The 15,349-nt window shown below is 64.7% G+C and carries 14 protein-coding genes; 9 read left to right on the top strand and 5 right to left on the bottom strand.

Annotated elements, in window-relative coordinates; genetic code table 11:
* The first annotated feature begins 42 nt into the window (after positions 1 to 42).
* Together AC1D09_RS18900 and AC1D09_RS18895 are read left to right on the top strand one after the other, a co-directional pair.
* Positions 43 to 1,035 carry a hypothetical protein gene (locus tag AC1D09_RS18900; protein WP_477701177.1) on the top strand — a complete coding sequence of 331 codons (993 nt, stop codon included), beginning with the start codon at positions 43 to 45 and terminating at the stop codon, positions 1,033 to 1,035.
* Between the two features lie 96 nt (positions 1,036 to 1,131).
* Positions 1,132 to 2,256, top strand: coding sequence for a sterol desaturase family protein (locus AC1D09_RS18895; protein ID WP_477701176.1), 1,125 nt, complete (start codon positions 1,132 to 1,134; stop codon positions 2,254 to 2,256).
* Between the two features lie 49 nt (positions 2,257 to 2,305).
* Here the strand turns inward: AC1D09_RS18895 and AC1D09_RS18890 are convergent, their stop codons facing one another.
* Positions 2,306 to 6,019 (bottom strand): M48 family metallopeptidase, encoded by a 3,714-nt coding sequence (locus AC1D09_RS18890; RefSeq protein WP_477701175.1) that lies wholly within the window; start codon positions 6,017 to 6,019, stop codon positions 2,306 to 2,308.
* Between the two features lie 278 nt (positions 6,020 to 6,297).
* Here AC1D09_RS18890 and AC1D09_RS18885 point away from each other — a divergent pair, with 278 nt between their 5' ends.
* The gene (locus tag AC1D09_RS18885; RefSeq protein ID WP_477662567.1) at positions 6,298 to 7,530 is read left to right on the top strand and encodes a BaiN/RdsA family NAD(P)/FAD-dependent oxidoreductase; all 1,233 of its coding nucleotides are present in this window, start codon (positions 6,298 to 6,300) and stop codon (positions 7,528 to 7,530) included.
* On the opposite strand, the gene AC1D09_RS18880 is transcribed toward AC1D09_RS18885, so the two are convergent.
* Positions 7,527 to 8,354, bottom strand: coding sequence for a cupin domain-containing protein (locus AC1D09_RS18880; RefSeq protein WP_477701174.1), 828 nt, complete (start codon positions 8,352 to 8,354; stop codon positions 7,527 to 7,529). The genes AC1D09_RS18885 and AC1D09_RS18880 overlap by 4 nt on opposite strands.
* A gap of 124 nt (positions 8,355 to 8,478) precedes the next feature.
* On the opposite strand from AC1D09_RS18880, the gene AC1D09_RS18875 reads away from it, so the two are divergent.
* The 3 genes from AC1D09_RS18875 (at position 8,479) to AC1D09_RS18865 (ending at position 10,528) form a co-directional block, all read left to right on the top strand.
* Positions 8,479 to 9,423 (top strand): alpha/beta fold hydrolase, encoded by a 945-nt coding sequence (locus AC1D09_RS18875; RefSeq protein ID WP_477662569.1) that lies wholly within the window; start codon positions 8,479 to 8,481, stop codon positions 9,421 to 9,423.
* Positions 9,424 to 9,744: 321 nt separating this feature from the next.
* Entirely contained in the window at positions 9,745 to 9,957 is a 213-nt protein-coding gene (rpsU, locus tag AC1D09_RS18870) for a 30S ribosomal protein S21 (RefSeq protein ID WP_007872347.1), read from the top strand.
* A gap of 121 nt (positions 9,958 to 10,078) precedes the next feature.
* On the top strand, positions 10,079 to 10,528 hold the full coding sequence (locus tag AC1D09_RS18865) for a GatB/YqeY domain-containing protein (protein ID WP_477663828.1): 450 nt from the start codon (positions 10,079 to 10,081) through the stop codon (positions 10,526 to 10,528).
* A 15-nt stretch (positions 10,529 to 10,543) separates the two neighbouring features.
* On the opposite strand, the gene AC1D09_RS18860 is transcribed toward AC1D09_RS18865, so the two are convergent.
* Both AC1D09_RS18860 and pmbA read right to left on the bottom strand, forming a co-directional pair.
* Positions 10,544 to 11,443, bottom strand: a complete 900-nt coding sequence (locus tag AC1D09_RS18860) for a DMT family transporter (protein ID WP_477663829.1) — start codon at positions 11,441 to 11,443, stop codon at positions 10,544 to 10,546.
* 8 nt (positions 11,444 to 11,451) lie between these two features.
* Complete coding sequence (pmbA, locus tag AC1D09_RS18855) at positions 11,452 to 12,867, bottom strand: metalloprotease PmbA (protein WP_477663830.1); 1,416 nt, start codon at positions 12,865 to 12,867, stop codon at positions 11,452 to 11,454.
* 25 nt (positions 12,868 to 12,892) lie between these two features.
* Between pmbA and yjgA the strand changes: the two genes are divergently transcribed.
* The 3 genes from yjgA (at position 12,893) to AC1D09_RS18840 (ending at position 14,505) form a co-directional block, all read left to right on the top strand.
* On the top strand, positions 12,893 to 13,501 hold the full coding sequence (gene yjgA, locus AC1D09_RS18850; RefSeq protein ID WP_477663831.1) for a ribosome biogenesis factor YjgA: 609 nt from the start codon (positions 12,893 to 12,895) through the stop codon (positions 13,499 to 13,501).
* Positions 13,498 to 14,091 carry a molybdopterin adenylyltransferase gene (gene mog / locus AC1D09_RS18845; RefSeq protein WP_477663832.1) on the top strand — a complete coding sequence of 198 codons (594 nt, stop codon included), beginning with the start codon at positions 13,498 to 13,500 and terminating at the stop codon, positions 14,089 to 14,091. The genes yjgA and mog overlap by 4 nt, the downstream gene beginning before the upstream one ends.
* Before the next feature lie 75 nt (positions 14,092 to 14,166).
* A complete protein-coding gene (locus tag AC1D09_RS18840) occupies positions 14,167 to 14,505 on the top strand; it encodes a DUF4870 domain-containing protein (protein ID WP_477663833.1) in 339 nt (112 codons plus the stop codon).
* Positions 14,506 to 14,569: 64 nt separating this feature from the next.
* Here AC1D09_RS18840 and cysE read toward each other — a convergent pair whose 3' ends face one another.
* Positions 14,570 to 15,343 (bottom strand): serine O-acetyltransferase, encoded by a 774-nt coding sequence (gene cysE, locus AC1D09_RS18835; protein WP_477663834.1) that lies wholly within the window; start codon positions 15,341 to 15,343, stop codon positions 14,570 to 14,572.
* Positions 15,344 to 15,349: the final 6 nt, after the last annotated feature.

Genomic DNA, 15,349 nt, shown 5'->3' with positions numbered 1-15,349 from the left:
ACGCAAGCGCCCTAAGCTCCCGGTCTTTCGACTGGAGCAAAGATGTCCCAACGTTTCCTGGCCGGCGCGCTGCTGGCGCTCGGCATGGCCTGCGCGCAGGCGCAAAGTTTTTCATTCGGCCTGTGGGGCGACATGCCCTACCAAAAAGCCGGCGACGACCCGAAAATTCCCGCGCTGCTCAAAAGCATCAACCAGTCGGACATCGCCTTCTCGATCTACGACGGCGACATCAAGGACGGCAGCTCCAAATGCACCGAGGACATTTATGCCTCGGCGCTGGCCATGTTCGGCGAGCTGAAAAAGCCCGTGGTCTATGTACCCGGCGACAACGAATGGACGGACTGCCACCGCCTCAACAACGGCGGCTACGACGCCCTGGAGCGCCTGGCCTACCTGCGCAAGACCATGTTTCCCACTACCCGCAGCCTGGGCAAACGCAGCATGGCGCTGGTCCACCAGGCCCCGCTGGGCGAAAAATTCGTCGAGAACACGCGATTTACCCACCAGGGCATCGTGTTCGCGACGCTGAACGTGCCGGGCAGCAACAACAACAAAATCCTGGACGAAAAAGACTGCACCCAGAAAAGCGCGCGCACCGCGGCCCAGTGCGAGGCCTCCAACGCCGAATACCTGGAGCGCGACGCGGCCAATGTGCGCTGGATGCAGGAGGCCTTCTCCCAGGCAAAGGCCGGCAAGGCGCGCGGCATTGTTCTGGTGATCCAGGCCGACCCGGGCTTTGACTTGCCGGAAACCGAAGGTGTTGACGAAAGCCAGGCGGCTGGGGTCAGCGGCTACCGCAATTTCATCAGCCATGTCATCACTGAAACGGAACAGTTCGCCGGGCAGGTGCTGCTGGTGCACGGCGACACGCACTTCTTCAAGGTCGACAAGCCGCTCTACAGCCCCACCAGGCTGCTGGCCAACCTCACGCGCCTGCAGACCTTTGGCAGCCCGTTGATCCACTGGGTGCGCGTCAGCGTGGAGCCCAAAAACCCCAATGTGTTCACGGTCCAGCCCGTCATCGTGAAGCAGTGACAAGGCCGCGGGGCGGCCGGCGAGGGCCGGCGCCCCGAATCCGGCGTGCGCGGCTACACTCCCGATGTCAAAAACAACAGCAGAGGGAAAGACGCGATGCTAGACAAACTCAACGAACTGACGGAAAGCCACGGCGAACTGCGCCCCGGCAGCGGCATCATGAGCGGCGTGATCGCGCTGAGCCTGGGCGTGCTGTGCTTTCTGGGCGTGCTGGCTTTTCACTTCCCCGAATACCTGACCACGCCCGAGCTGCGCAAAAGCTACAACGTCGACGTGATCCGCATCGTGATGTTCATCTCGCTGGTGATTGCCGGCGGCATCTCGCTGGTCAACATCATCTTCAACCGCTCGCGCTGGCTGGCCGGCGCGGCCTTCTTGCTGGTCGCGGCCACGGCGCTGCTGGGCGGCCATAAGGTGCCGGTGAACGATTTCGCGGACAACACGCCCTACATCGGCCTGGACTGGTTCATCCTGGACCTGCTGGGTTCCTCGCTGATCTTCATCTTCATTGAAAAGCTGTTCGCGCTGCGCAAGGACCAGCCGGTGTTCCGCGCCGAATGGCAGACCGACCTCCACCACTTCATCGTCAACCACATGATCGTGGGCTTTGTGCTGCTGGCCACCAACCTGCTGGTGCACAAGTTCTTCGGCTGGGCCGCCAACGACGGCATACGCGGCTGGGTGCAGGGCCTGCCCTTCTGGGCCGGGGTGCTGCTGATCGTGCTGGTGGCCGACCTGGTGCAGTATTGGACGCACCGGGCCTACCACGAGGTGCCCGTGCTGTGGCGCCTGCATGCGGTGCACCACAGCGCCAAAAGCATGGACTGGCTGGCCGGTTCGCGCCAGCACATCCTGGAACTGCTGCTGACCCGCACGCTGATCCTGGCGCCCATTTATGTGCTGGGCTTTTCCAAGGAAGTCATAGACGCCTACATCGTGATCGTCGGCTTCCAGGCGGTGTTCAACCATGCCAATGTGAGCGTGCGCCTGGGCCCGCTGCGCTACCTGATCGTCACGCCCAACTTCCACCACTGGCACCACAGCCAGGACCAGGAAGCACTGGACCGCAACTACTCGGCGCACTACGCCTTCATCGACTACCTGTTCGGCACCGCCGTCAAAAGCACCAAGCTCTGGCCCGAGCGCTACGGCGTGCTGGGCGACTATGTGCCCAACGGCTTCCTGAAACAGCTCAAGTTCCCCTTCACCTGGAAACCCTGAGGCTTCGCTGCCACCGGCTCCTGGCGCAGGGCGCCAGGAGCCGGGACCACTAGAGCAGGTAGGGCCGTTCGGTGGTAAACAACGCACGCTTGGCATAGTCGCGCCAAGGGGCCGGCGCGGCCTTGCCCATCACGATGGCGCCCATAACGTAAGCCTGTCCCTTGAGCCCGGGCCAGATAAATTGCACCGCCTCCTCGGCTTTTTTGACATCGCGGCCGTTTTCGAGCGCATCGATGAAGCGCAGCATGGCCGCGCCCTGCTCGGAAGGCAGCTGCCTGACAAGCTGAAGCAGGTCCGCCGTCTTGCGCTTATGCCTGATCGCCAGGCCCACAGCACTCCACAAGGATTCCTGGTCTATGCCTTCGGTCGCGGGCAAAGCCAGGCTGCGCTGAACCAGGTCGTCAGGCGCGCCGTCGGACGCTGCCATGAAACGCAGCATGCGGGAATAGCCCTGTCCGCCGTTGCCCATTGCCGCGCGGGCAACATCGATATGGCCCAGCGCCAGTTCCGAATAAAAAAGGTCCTGGCCCTGCAGCTTTGCTCCGTTGGGCTTATCAAGCGCCAGAATCATGCGCAATCCCTCGGAACGAGGCGCCAGGTCGCCAAGGCCGGCGTTCTCGCCCGACTGCAGCCTGCGCACGCGGGCAAGCTCCAGCGCACTCCGGTCGGCCAGCGGCGCAAACTTCAGCGCTGCGCCAAATGCGTGCTCGGCGGCGAGCCACTGCCCGGCTGCCGACAATGAAAAGCCCGAGGCGTAACCAAACCAGGGATTGGCAGGCGCCTCCCTGTGCCCGGCAACAAACGCCGCATCGCGCGGTGGCCCGTCGGGCATACAGCGCACCAGCAGGTACTTCAGGTCTGCATTGGCGGGATGCTGCGCGGCCAGTTGCCGATCGCGTTCGCACGCCGCGGTCGGCTTGCCGGACGGCGGCACGTCCTGCTCCACGCGCAGCACCGCCATGTCCAGCGGGTCGGCGGCCAGGCGCTGGCGGAAAATTTCCTCCCCTTCGGGATATGCCGCCGCCAGACCCAGCCAGTCGAGCAGATTTGCCGACCCCGCCGCGTCCCAGCGGGCATGCATCAGGATCACCGTCTTGCGCGCGTTTGCATCAGTCGTGAGGCCAAGGTTCTCACGCATCGACCGTGTCGAGGCGGACGTCAGAACACTGCGGGTTCCACCCTTGCCCTTTGTGGATATCTGCTCAGGCGGTTTTTCAAGGATGGCATCCACACGCGTCTGCAGCCACCGCGGCGCACCCAGCGGCCGTTCAGGAATTTGCGCGGCGCTGCCGTAGGATGCCGTCCACTCCAGCAAAGGCGACGCCGAAGCCACGTTGTACACATACTCGGTGCCGATGGCATCGGCCTTCGCTTCGAAGGATTCGATGGGTACCCCTTCCGCGGTCCTGGCTGAAATCGCCAGAGGCTGGTCGGCCGGCACGGACAACCGGCTCTTCTGCCCCGGCTGGAGATTCACCTTTTCACCGCCTAGCTGTGCCACCACGGTGCGGTCCAGGCCATTGAACACGGTGACGGAAGCGTTGCCGAAACTGCCGTCCAGGCCCATCAAACCGACGATGATGCCGCCGGCGGCCGCAAAACGCACCGCACCGGGAACCCAGCCGTCCGCCGTCTGGAAACGCGACCACCAGTCGAGCTTTTTCTGGCGCGGACGCTCGTCACCGGACAGAAAGGTCTTGTAGTCCAGCGGCACCTGCGCCGCGGCCGGTGCAGCGGGCAGTGATTCGCCTTTGGCGGCCGCATCCACAAGCCGCGCTTCAGTGACAAGAAGCTGGTCCAGCGCGGCGCGCCGCAACCTGGAAAGTGCGCCCACCACCTGGCCGTGCCAGCCATCGATCACATTGAGCCAGCTGGCCAAGTTCTCGGTGCCGGGCGCGCCCAGTCCCCACTCGCCGAGCACCTGCGGCCAGCCAGGCTGGCCCAGCAGTGCCATCGTGCCGGCATCGGGCACCAGTTTTTCGCGGCTGCTGTTCACCTGGGACAGCAGCAGGTAAAGCTGCGCGGCGCTGCCGAGGATGCGATCCACGCCTTTCTGGTTGACCTTGCGCCCGGCGGTCAGCATGGCCACGATGTTGGCCAGGCTGCCATGCGCATCGACAATGTCGGCCTGGACATGCTCGCTGTAATGCAGCAGCGCCAGCAGACCGGACCAGTACGCTTCCCAGCCATTGCCCTGGGCAAACGCCAACGCGCGGGCATGCGAACGGCAAAGGCGATCGTGCGCATCGAGTTCATCTTCGACCAGCGAAATTTCGCGCTCCACGGCTTGCAGGGCGGCCGGCAGCTCCTTGCGCTGAAGCTGTTTGCCACGGTGCTCCAGGCCGTTTTGCGCCGCTTGCGCCGCACCTTCGATCACGGCGTTCAGCCTGGCCTTTTCGCCAAGCAGCGTCTCAAGCTGTTTCAACACGTCGGACAGGGACGCCGGATAACGCGCAGTTGCCGCCGCCTCATGGCGGACGTCAAACAGCGCTTCAATGCTGCCGTAGCGGCGCGTCAGCTGGCGCGACAGGTAAACGCCGCGGTACAGAGGTTTGTACGATTCGCGGCCATAGGCCCCCTCCAGGGCCGCCAGGGATTGCTCGCGGCTGGCGACTGCGGGTTGCGGGGAAACATGGCTGCACAAGCCGGCACTGACGGCCTGCCGCAACCCTTCAGCATCACGCAACAGCGTCCAGGCGGGCCTGTCATCCAGAGGCACGCCAAGGTAGAGTCTCTTGGCATTGTCTTCCCGTTCATGGTTGAAGGGGTGCGTTGACCACATGCGCGACGGCGTCACCATTTCGCGCTTGAAGACACGGTGCGCCGAAGGCTCGGCCGCCGTGCGCGCCGGCGGTGCGGCAAAGGAGGGATCGTCGAGGATGCTTTCCAGCCGGTTGATGATGAGGCTCTGGATTTCAAACAGGTCGGCCGTCGCAAAACCACGCGCGATCTCGTCATTGGCAAATGCCAGAGCGCGGTCCCAGGCCTGGTCCGCGGCACGGCAGCGGTAAAGCGCATGGATCAGCGCATCGCTGCCGGCCAGGCACACCGACACACGGTCCGCCTGGAACTCCATCTCGCGCGACAGCGCCCTATCGGCCAGGAGCACCAGCCGAAAGAAGGTATCCACCACGGAGCGTATGGACCAGATCACCAGCGACAGGACCCAGCCGACCCAGGCAATGCGGACATCAAAGCGGGACAAGGCCCGCAAGAAGCTGTCCAGCCCGTCGCGTTTGGAAACGATGTGGCCGGCAACCTGCTGCGCGATATACACCCAGCGGCCGACTGCCATGCTGCGCTGGGCGAAGTGGCCAAACTCGTGCGCCAGCACCGCCTTGAATTCAGACAGGCTCAAAACGTTGACCAGCGCCAGGCCGATTTCCAGGTTCTTTTTAGAAGGGAACAAGAGGTTGAGCGGCGAGAGGTCGTAAAACACCGCCGCATTCACACGCGCCGAGACAAACACCTTGCGCGGCCGCGGGGCACCGGCCTCGTCAGCCAGCCGGTACAGGAAGGCAAACAGCGCCGGCTGCTCAGTTGCCGTGATCTCCGTGAGGCCGCCAAGGTCTCCGCGGCGAATGAACACCAGCGCCTTGAGCATGAAAACCGCGAGCAAAGCAGCCGCCACCCCGGCCAGAAAGAGCCAGACGCCCTGGGTGGAGGCACCATAAACACCGGCATAGATGAGCTTGTAGCCCTTCCATGCGAACCAGCCCGACAGGGCGAGGTAGAAGGCCACGAAGGCCAGCAGCGCCAGCATGGCGAGCCAGGCCTGCCGTTTGTAGGAAGGCGCGGCCTGGGTGAGGGACGCGGGAAAACTCGCCGGACCCGGCGGGTAAATATCTTGCATGGAATCCTCCTCGTGCCCTCTCAAGGGTCTGGCTGTTATTTTCAAAAATTATAATAAGCGGCTATATATTGCCGTAGCTCGGTATGTTGCCGTGCCAATGCAAAAACCAACAGCGGCGTCCTCCTCCGCAAAGCTTGCGACATGTTCGCCGGCATTCCTCACTCACCCACAGCGCTTCAGGCCTTGTTTTGACACATCAATTTGACGCCATCGTGATAGGCGCGGGCGCCGCCGGGCTGTTCTGCGCGGCCCAGGCAGGCCAGCGCGGCCTCAAGGTGCTGCTGCTGGACCACAGTGAAAAAGTCGCCGAAAAAATCCGCATCTCGGGCGGCGGCCGCTGCAATTTCACGAACCGCGACGCCACGCCCGCGCAGTTCCTGAGCGAGAACCCGCACTTTTGCCGCTCGGCGCTGTCGCGCTATACGCCGCAGGACTTCATCGCCCTGCTGCAGCGCCACAACATCCCTTTCCACGAAAAACACAAGGGCCAGCTGTTTTGCGACCGCTCGGCCGAAGACGTGATCAACATGCTGCTGGCCGAATGCGCGGCCGGCGGGGTCACGCGCTGGCAGCCCTGCGGCATCCAGAGCCTCAAAGGCCCCCAGGAGACGGGCGGGAACTACGAACTTCAAAGTGATCGCGGCCTGATCACGACGCCGCAGGTGGTGATCGCCACCGGCGGCCTGTCGATCCCCAAGATAGGCGCCACCGATTTCGGCTACCGCATCGCCAAACAGTTCGGCCTGCGCCTGGTGGAGCCGCGCGCTGCACTGGTGCCGCTGACCTTCGACGGCCAAGGCTGGGCGCCCTATGCCCAGCTGGCCGGCCTGGCGCTGCCGGTGCTGATAGAAACCAGCCCGGCGGACGCCACGCCCAAACAGCGCAAAAAAGCCGTGGTGTTCTCGGAAGACCTGCTGTTCACCCACCGCGGCCTGAGCGGCCCGGCCGTACTGCAGATCTCCAGCTTCTGGCGCGAAGGCCAGCCCATACACATCAACCTGGCGCCCGGCGTGGACCTGCCGGCGCTGCTGCTGCGCGCCAAGGCCACGTCCAGAAAACTGATCGCCAACGAACTCGCGGCCCTGGTGCCCAGCCGCCTGGCCGACGCCTGGATCAGCACCGACCCGGCGCTGCAAAAACCCGTCAGCGAGGCGACCGACAAAGCGCTGCTGGCCCTGGCCCAGCGCCTGGCGGACTGGGAGCTCATCCCCAACGGCTCCGAAGGCTACAAAAAAGCCGAAGTGACCGTGGGCGGCGTAGACACCCGCGACCTGTCCTCCCAGACCCTGGAATCCAGGCAGCCGGGCCTGTATTTCATAGGCGAAGTCGTCGACGTCACCGGCTGGCTGGGTGGCTACAACTTCCAGTGGGCCTGGGCCTCCGCCCATGCCTGTGCGCAGGCGCTGGCACCGGCGCGCTAGGCCTGCTGGGCCAGCTTCCACTCGCGCGGTGACTGGCCGCTTTGCGCCTTGAAGGCGCGCGACAGCGCCGCTTCGCTGCCGTAGCCGACGTCTGCGGCGATGAGCTTGAGCGGCTGTCCCCGCCGCAATGCCTGCTGCGCCAGGCCCACCCGCCAGCGTTGCAGGTACACCCCCGGCGTACAGCCGACCGCGTCGCGAAACTGGTTGGCAAATACGCTGCGAGACATGCCCGCGCGATCAGCCAAGGCCTCCAGGCTCCATTCCTGCGCGGGGTGCTGGTGCATCGCGACAATGGCGTTGCGAAGGCGCGGATGCGAAAGCCCCGCCAGCATGCCGGAGCGCGTTTCGCCGTTTTCCATGAGGTGGCGCAACACCTGGATCAGCACCACGTCAAACAGCCGGTCCAGCAGCGCCTGCCGCCCGCAGCGCCGCTCGAATGCCTCTTCGAACAGCAGTTGCAGCACGCCGGCGGCGCCTTCGACCTGCGCCAGCGGCAGATGCACAAAGGCCGGCAAAGCGGCCGCGATCGGATTGGCCGCCCCGCCCTCAAAGCGCAAGTGTGCGCAGACGAAATCAGCGCCATGGGCCGCATCGGTGATAAACCGATGCGCCAACGGCCTGGGGTAAAGCAGCAGGCAGGGGCCGCTGACGCGCACGACTTCGGCGCCGCCATGGCTGACGCCAACTTCCCCGCTGCGCACCAGGTGCAGCTGCCCAGCACCCTCCTCCTCGCCGAGCTCGTTCACGCCGCAGAGCGCGCCCGAATGAAAAACGTTCGCGCTCACCGAGAAATGCCTCAACAAAGTCTCAAGTCGATCACCCAATGAAATTCTCCATTTGATACTTTGAATCAATTTTTTAAGATTATTAAATACTTATCGTATTTTTCAAAGCGTAAAGTTCGTACTGTCGATTCCGACTTGACTTCAACCACCGCAAAGGACAGACATGAACGCTCTTACCCGCATCGCCGCCGCAGCAGCATTGGCCACCGCCGCCCTCACCGCCAGCCCGGCCATGGCCGCTGGCGAACCGCAGCAGCCCGCTTCCGCGGCGCGCAGCGCCAGCTACATCACCACCTCCGACGGCGTGCAGATTTATTACAAGGACTGGGGCCCGAAGAATGGCCCCGTGGTGAGCTTCAGCCACGGCTGGCCGCTCAACTCGGACAGCTGGGAATCTCAGATGATTTTCCTGGCCTCCAAGGGCTTTCGCGTGATCGCCCATGACCGGCGCGGCCACGGCCGTTCCAGCCAGCCCTGGGACGGCAACGACATGGACCACTATGCGGCCGACCTGGCGGCGGTGATCGACTCGCTGGGCGTCAAGGACGTGACCCTGGTTGGCTTCTCGACCGGCGGCGGTGAAGTCGCCCGCTACATCGGCCGCTACGGCACGGCAAAGGTCAAAAAAGCGGTGCTGGTCAGCGCCGTGCCGCCCCTGATGCTGAAGACGCCGGCCAACCCGGGCGGTCTGCCGATCGAAGTGTTCGACGGCATTCGCCAGGGCGAACTGGCCAATCGCTCGCAGCTTTACCTGGACATCGCCTCGGGCCCGTTTTTCGGCTTCAACCGCCCCGGCGCCAAGGTCTCGCAGGGTTTGATCCAGTCGTTCTGGGTGCAGGGCATGCAGGCGGGCCACAAGAACACCTATGACTCGATCGCGGCTTTCTCGGCCACCGACTTCACCGAGGACCTCAAGCGCTTTAACGTGCCGACCCTGGTGATCCACGGCGACGACGACCAGATCGTGCCGATCGACGCCTCCGGCCGGGCCGCCGCGAAACTCGTGAAAAACGCCAGGCTGCTCGTCTACCCCGGTGCGCCGCACGGCCTGGCCGATACCCACAAGGAGCGGCTCAACCAGGATTTGCTGAATTTCATCAGTGAATAGGCCCACCCCCGTCCAGGCTCACTGCGTGTAGCCTGTTCCCCCCTCGAGGGGGCGGCGCCTGCGGTCTGGCAAAGCCAGTCCCGCGGCCCCCACTGGTGAAATACCCCGCATACGCCCTGAATTCTTAAGGCCAGCAGGGGCCGCGGAACCGGCTTTGCCGGGCCGCAGGCGGGCGGCCCCCTCGGGGGGCAGGGAGCTACACGCAGTGAGCGACCGTGGGGGCCACGTCCAGTGCTATAATCTCAGGCTTTGCTAGCAAACCCGCGCCTGGCCTGATCCTGATCAGATCATTTAGGGCGCACCTTTTGGATCAATTGAACAATGACCACCATCCGTGTAAAAGACAATGAGCCCTTCGACGTGGCTCTGCGCCGTTTCAAGCGCACCATTGAAAAACTCGGCCTGCTGACCGACCTGCGCGCCCGCGAGTTTTACGAAAAGCCAACGGCAGAGCGCAAGCGCAAGAAGGCAGCCGCCGTCAAACGCAACTACAAGCGCATCCGCTCGATGCAGTTGCCCAAGAAGCTGTACTAATCCTTTAGTACCGCCTCACGGCAACAAAAAGCCCGCACGAGGACGCTCTGCGGGCTTTTGTGCTTTTTGGCACCCGCCGCGCCGTCCTCTCCCCTCTATTCCCGCCCCTCAGGAGCCCCGAATGTCAGCCCTCAAAGACAAAATCACCGAAGACATGAAGACCGCCATGCGCGCCAAGGACAGCGAGCGCCTGGGCACCATACGCCTGCTGCTGGCGGCCCTCAAGCAAAAAGAGGTCGATGAGCGCGTGGTGCTGGACGACGCGGCCGTGATCGCCATCGTCGACAAGCTGATCAAGCAGCGCAAGGACTCGCTGGAAGCCTTCCAGAAGGCCGAGCGCAAGGACCTGGCCGACAAGGAAGCCGCTGAACTGACCGTGCTGCAGGCCTACCTGCCGGCGCGCCTGAGCGCCGACGAAGTGGCGGCCGCCGTGAAGGCCATCGTGGCCGAGCTGGGCGCCAGCGGCCCCGGCGACATGGGCAAGGTCATGGGCGCGGTAAAGGCCAAACTGGCCGGCAAGGCCGATATGGGCCAGGTTTCGGCCGCCGTCAAGGCCGCGCTGGCCGGCTAAATCCCGCTCGCGCCTTCAGTGGCGCAACAAAATTAAGGCGCAGCCTGCGGCCGTCAGCAAGGCGCCGCACCAGCCGCCCAGGGCGGGCCGGCGGCGATACACCCACCACAGCAAGGGCAACAGCAGCACCGGCGTCACGGACGACAGCATGCCCACCATGCCGGCGCTGCCGTTTTGCAGCGCCTTGAGGATCAGCGTCATACCCAAAGTCATGCCCAGCGCAGCGCTGGCGAAGGTATAGCCCAGATCCACCCAGCGCGGCGACTGCGTGGCCTGCACCACGCGCCAGCCGCTGAACAGCAGCACGGCATGGGCCGCCAGGCCGCTGCTCATGCGCACCGCCGAGGCCGCCACCGGGTCCATGCCGCTTTGCATCAGCGGCTTGAGCATCAGCGTGGCCACCGACTGGCCCAGCGCCGCCACCAGGCCCAGGGCAATGCCCACGGCCAGCCGCCCTTTGGTGGACTCCCAGTGGTGCAGCTCGGTTTCGCGCCGGCCGAAGGCAATCGCCGTCATCACGCCGGCCACCAGCAAGGCGCTGCCCAGCAAACCCCATCCCGACAAAGTCTCACCGAGGAAAAGCCAGGCCAGCACCGCGGAAAACAGCGCATGCGTGGCAAACAAGATGCCGGAGCGCCGCGGCCCCAGCCGGCCCATGCAGGCGAACAGCGCCGTGTCGCCGACAAATATGCCGATCACGCCCGACAGGGCCAGCACGCCTGCGCCGTTCAGCTGCAGGCCGCGCCAGCTGCCGGTGGCGAAGGCCAGGGCCCAGAGCATCGCGCAGGCAAACGCCAGGCGCCAGCGGCTGAAGGCAAAAGCCCCCATGCGGGCGACGGCGGAGGCCGACAGCAGGCTGGAGCAGGCCCAGGTGGCCGCCGCGGCCAGCGCCAGGGTCTCGGCGGGCAGGATCATCGGGGAGGCTAGCTGCCCGCCACCTTCATGCGGTTGACCAGGATGGAGCCCACGGTTTTGGCGCCGTAGTTGTAGGCGTCCGATCCCACGGCCTCAATGCCCATGAGCATGTCCTTGAGGTTGCCGGCAATCGTGATTTCCTCGACCGGGAAGGCGATGCGGCCGTTTTCGACCCAGAAACCCGAGGCGCCGCGCGAGTAGTCGCCGGTCACGTAATTCACGCCCTGGCCCATCAGCTCGGTCACAAAAAGGCCGCGGCCCAGCTTGCGCAGCATGGCGTCCAGGTCGTCGCCCGGGCGCGTGTGCCGGCTGGTCAGGATCAGGTTGTGCGAGCCGCCGGCATTGCCGGTGGTGCGCATGCCCAGCTTGCGGGCCGAATAGGTGCTCAAAAAATAACCCTCGACACGGCCGCCCGCCACCACCTTGCGCGCCTGGGTTTTCACGCCCTCTTCGTCAAAAGGCGCGCTGCCCTTGCCTTTGCGCAGGTGCGGGTCTTCGGCGACGTCGATGTGTTTGGGGAAAGCCGGCTTGCCCAGGCTGTCGGCCAGGAAAGTGCTTTTGCGGTACAGCGCGCCGCCGCTGACGGCCTGCACAAAGCCGCCCAAGAGGCCCGCGGCCAGTGGCGACTCGAACAGCACCGGGCACTGCGTGGTCGGGATCTTGCGGCTTTTCAGGCGCGCCAGCGCGCGCTCGGCAGCGTAGCGGCCCACGGCCTCGGGGCGCGCCAGTTCAGCCGCGTCGCGCATGGAGCTGTACCAGGCATCGCGCTGCATCTGGTCGCCCTTGCCGGCAATCGGCGCCACCGAGATGCTGTGGCGCGAACTGGCATAACCGCCGCGAAAGCCCTTGGTGTGGGCGCTGAAGAAATGGCTTTGCTGGGCCGACACGCCCGCGCCTTCGCTGTTGGTGATCAGGCGGCTGGTGCCCAGGGCGGCGGCCTCGCACTGCAGGGCCAGCTGCGCGGCCTGTTCGGAGTCTATGGCCCAGGGGTGGAACAGGTCCAGCTCCGGGTGCACGCGCGCGATGTCGCGCTCGTCGGGCAGGCCCGAGGTTTCGTCTTCGGCCGTGAAGCGCGCGATGTCGTAGGCCGCTTTCACGGTCTGCTCTATGGCCGCCTTGGAGAAGTCGCTGGTCGCGGCATTGCCGCGTTTTTTGCCGATGTAGACGGTGATGCCCAGGGACTTGTCGCGGTTGCGCTCGACGTTTTCCAGTTCGCCCTTGCGCACGCTGACCGACAGGCCGCAGCCTTCGGAAGCCTCGGCCGCGGCATCCGTGGCGCCCAGTTTTTTGGCGTGCCCCAGGGCGGTGTCGACGAGGTCCTCGAAAAAATCGCGGTGGTAGCTGAAGCCGCTTTCAGGCTGTTGGGAGGGCCGGGATGCGCCGCGTTTGGCGCCGCTGGCGCGAGAGGAAGCTTTTTGGGTCATATGGGTAGCTATGATACTGACTGCCATGAACAACAAGACTCCCAAGGCCATCAAGGGCTACTGGTCCAACGGCCGCTTCGTCAAACCCGAGGAAATCGCGCTCGAGGAAGCCGGCCCGCCCAGCAAAACCCAGCTCAAGGCCGAGGCCGACGAAAAACAGGCGCTCGGTGAAGCGCTGCTGACCCTGCGTGCCGACCTGATGGCGCGCCTGGACCTGCCCGACAAACTGCGCGACGCGATCGCCGACGCCAAAAAGATCACCAATTTCGAGGGCAAGCGCCGCCAGATGCAGTTCATCGGCAAGCTGATGCGCCCGCTGGACCCTGAACCCATTCGCGAGGCGATCAACGAACAGCTCAACGGCTCAGCCGACCTGACGCTGGCCTTGCACCTGGCCGAGCAGTGGCGCGACAAGCTGATCGCCGACGACGCCACGCTGGGCGACTGGCTGCGGGAATATCCCGGCACCGATTCGCAACAACTGCGCGCGCTGGTGCGCCAGGCCCGCAAGGACGCCAAGCCCGAAAAACCCGGTGAAGCGCCGCGCCACGGCAAGTCCTACCGCGAAATCTTCCAGCTGGTACGCCAGGCCATGGCCCAGGGGCCGGGAGAGCCCGAGGAGCCCCAGGCATGAGCCAGGCTTTTGACGCCGTCAGGATCGGCATCGTCTCGGTCAGCGACCGGGCTTCGGCCGGCGTCTACGTCGACAAAGGCCTGCCGGCGCTTAAAGAGTGGCTCACGCGCGCGCTGCGCAACCCCATCACCTTTGAAGAACGCCTGATTCCCGACGAGCAGGCCGGCATCAGTGCCGCGCTGATCGCGCTGGTCGACGCCGGCTGCTCGCTGGTGCTGACCACGGGCGGCACCGGCCCCGCGCCGCGCGACGTGACGCCCGAGGCCACGCTGGCCGTGGCCCACAAGGAAATGCCCGGTTTCGGCGAACAGATGCGGCAGATCAGCCTGAAATTTGTGCCCACGGCCATCCTGTCGCGCCAGTGCGCGGTCATTCGCGACAAAAGCCTGATCCTGAACCTTCCCGGCCAGCCCAAATCGATCGCTGAAACGCTGGAGGGGCTGAAAAACCCCGACGGTTCGCAGGCCGTGGCGGGCATTTTTGCCGCCGTTCCCTATTGCATAGACCTGATAGGCGGCCCTTACCTGGAAACCGACGAGGCCGTGTGCCAGGCCTTCAGGCCCAAAAGCGCCCAGCGCCCGCCGCGCTGAGCCTTGCCGCCGCGGGTTTTCGGCCCGCCGGTTTTTCTCACGTAGTATTCGGGCTTTACAACGCGAGGAGCTGAGATGGACGAGCTGATTGAAACGCCGGGCAAGGACTCGAAAAACACCGCCGTGCTGATCTGGATAGGAACCCTGTTCCTGGGCTTTATCCCGGGCCTGATCGTTTACCTGGTGAAAAAGGACGACGCCTATATCCTGGACCAGTCCAAGGAGGCGCTGAACTGGTCCATCACGGCGGCCATAGGTTATGTGGCGGCGATGATCCTCACCTTTGTGCTGATCGGCTTCCTGGTGTTTGTGGCACTGGGCATTTGCCACCTGGTGTTCTGCGTCATGGGCGCGATAGGCGCCTCCAACGGCAAAACCTTTCGTGTGCCCTTCGCGCTGCGCCTGATCAACTGATGCGCTGACCGCCCCGGGGCGAAAAAACAAAAAAGGAAGGGCCACCCCTTCCTTTTTTTTGGCCCTACTTGCCAACCAGCTGGTTGAGCTTGTCGGCCTCGAAGGTTTCCGTGAGCGCCGCGTCCTTGGGCACGCAGTCCTTGCTCATGGCGGTTTGCGGGCCGGAGAGCTTTTCAATCGCCTGCCACAGCAGGGCGATCTGGTGCTCCTGGCCGGCCGCGGTGTCGATCAGGCCGTGCATGGCCTGGGACAGCGGGTCGTCTTCCAGCGTGATGCCGTAGGCCGAAAACGGGGTGGGCGTGACGTCGGCGCTTTCGCCGGTCTTGGACGGAATGATGCGCGCCGGGATGCCCACGGCCGTGGCCCCGGCCGGCACGGGCTTGATCACCACCGCATTGCTGCCTATCTTGGCGCCGTCGCCGACCACAAAGCCGCCCAGCACCTTGGCGCCGGCGCTCACCACCACGTCCTTGCCCAGGGTCGGGTGCCGCTTGGTGCCCTTGTAGAGCGAGGTGCCGCCCAGCGTCACGCCCTGGTAAATCGTGCAGCCGTCGCCGATCTCGGCGGTTTCGCCGACGACAACGCCCATGGCGTGGTCAAAAAACACCCGCTCGCCGATTTTGGCGCCGGGGTGGATTTCAATGCCCGTCATCCAGCGCGAAACATGCGAGATAAAGCGGCCCAGCCACTTGAAGCCGTGGTTCCAGCACCAGTGTGCCCGGCGGTGCAGCACCAGGGCATGCAGCCCCGGGTAGCAGGTCAGCGCTTCCCAGGCCGTGCGGGCGGCGGGATCGCGATCGAGGATGCACTGGATGTCGGAGCGGAGTCGGGAAAACATGGTGGG

Source organism: Polaromonas sp. P1_A2, from assembly GCF_056406895.1.
The sequence above is the reverse complement of the archived record's forward strand: the minus strand, read 5'-3'. Positions and strand labels throughout refer to the sequence as shown.

What these genes read in the sequence shown, in the direction of transcription:
- cysE (WP_477663834.1), bottom strand. Translation starts at nt 15,343, where the DNA reads ATGTTTTCCCGACTCCGCTCCGACATCCAGTGCATCCTCGATCGCGAT.
- AC1D09_RS18840 (WP_477663833.1), top strand. Translation starts at nt 14,167, where the DNA reads ATGGACGAGCTGATTGAAACGCCGGGCAAGGACTCGAAAAACACCGCC.
- mog (WP_477663832.1), top strand. Translation starts at nt 13,498, where the DNA reads ATGAGCCAGGCTTTTGACGCCGTCAGGATCGGCATCGTCTCGGTCAGC.
- AC1D09_RS18895 (WP_477701176.1), top strand. Translation starts at nt 1,132, where the DNA reads ATGCTAGACAAACTCAACGAACTGACGGAAAGCCACGGCGAACTGCGC.
- AC1D09_RS18865 (WP_477663828.1), top strand. Translation starts at nt 10,079, where the DNA reads ATGTCAGCCCTCAAAGACAAAATCACCGAAGACATGAAGACCGCCATG.
- AC1D09_RS18900 (WP_477701177.1), top strand. Translation starts at nt 43, where the DNA reads ATGTCCCAACGTTTCCTGGCCGGCGCGCTGCTGGCGCTCGGCATGGCC.
- rpsU (WP_007872347.1), top strand. Translation starts at nt 9,745, where the DNA reads ATGACCACCATCCGTGTAAAAGACAATGAGCCCTTCGACGTGGCTCTG.
- yjgA (WP_477663831.1), top strand. Translation starts at nt 12,893, where the DNA reads ATGAACAACAAGACTCCCAAGGCCATCAAGGGCTACTGGTCCAACGGC.
- AC1D09_RS18890 (WP_477701175.1), bottom strand. Translation starts at nt 6,019, where the DNA reads ATGCTGGCGCTGCTGGCCTTCGTGGCCTTCTACCTCGCCCTGTCGGGC.
- AC1D09_RS18860 (WP_477663829.1), bottom strand. Translation starts at nt 11,443, where the DNA reads ATGATCCTGCCCGCCGAGACCCTGGCGCTGGCCGCGGCGGCCACCTGG.
- AC1D09_RS18875 (WP_477662569.1), top strand. Translation starts at nt 8,479, where the DNA reads ATGAACGCTCTTACCCGCATCGCCGCCGCAGCAGCATTGGCCACCGCC.
- pmbA (WP_477663830.1), bottom strand. Translation starts at nt 12,867, where the DNA reads ATGACCCAAAAAGCTTCCTCTCGCGCCAGCGGCGCCAAACGCGGCGCA.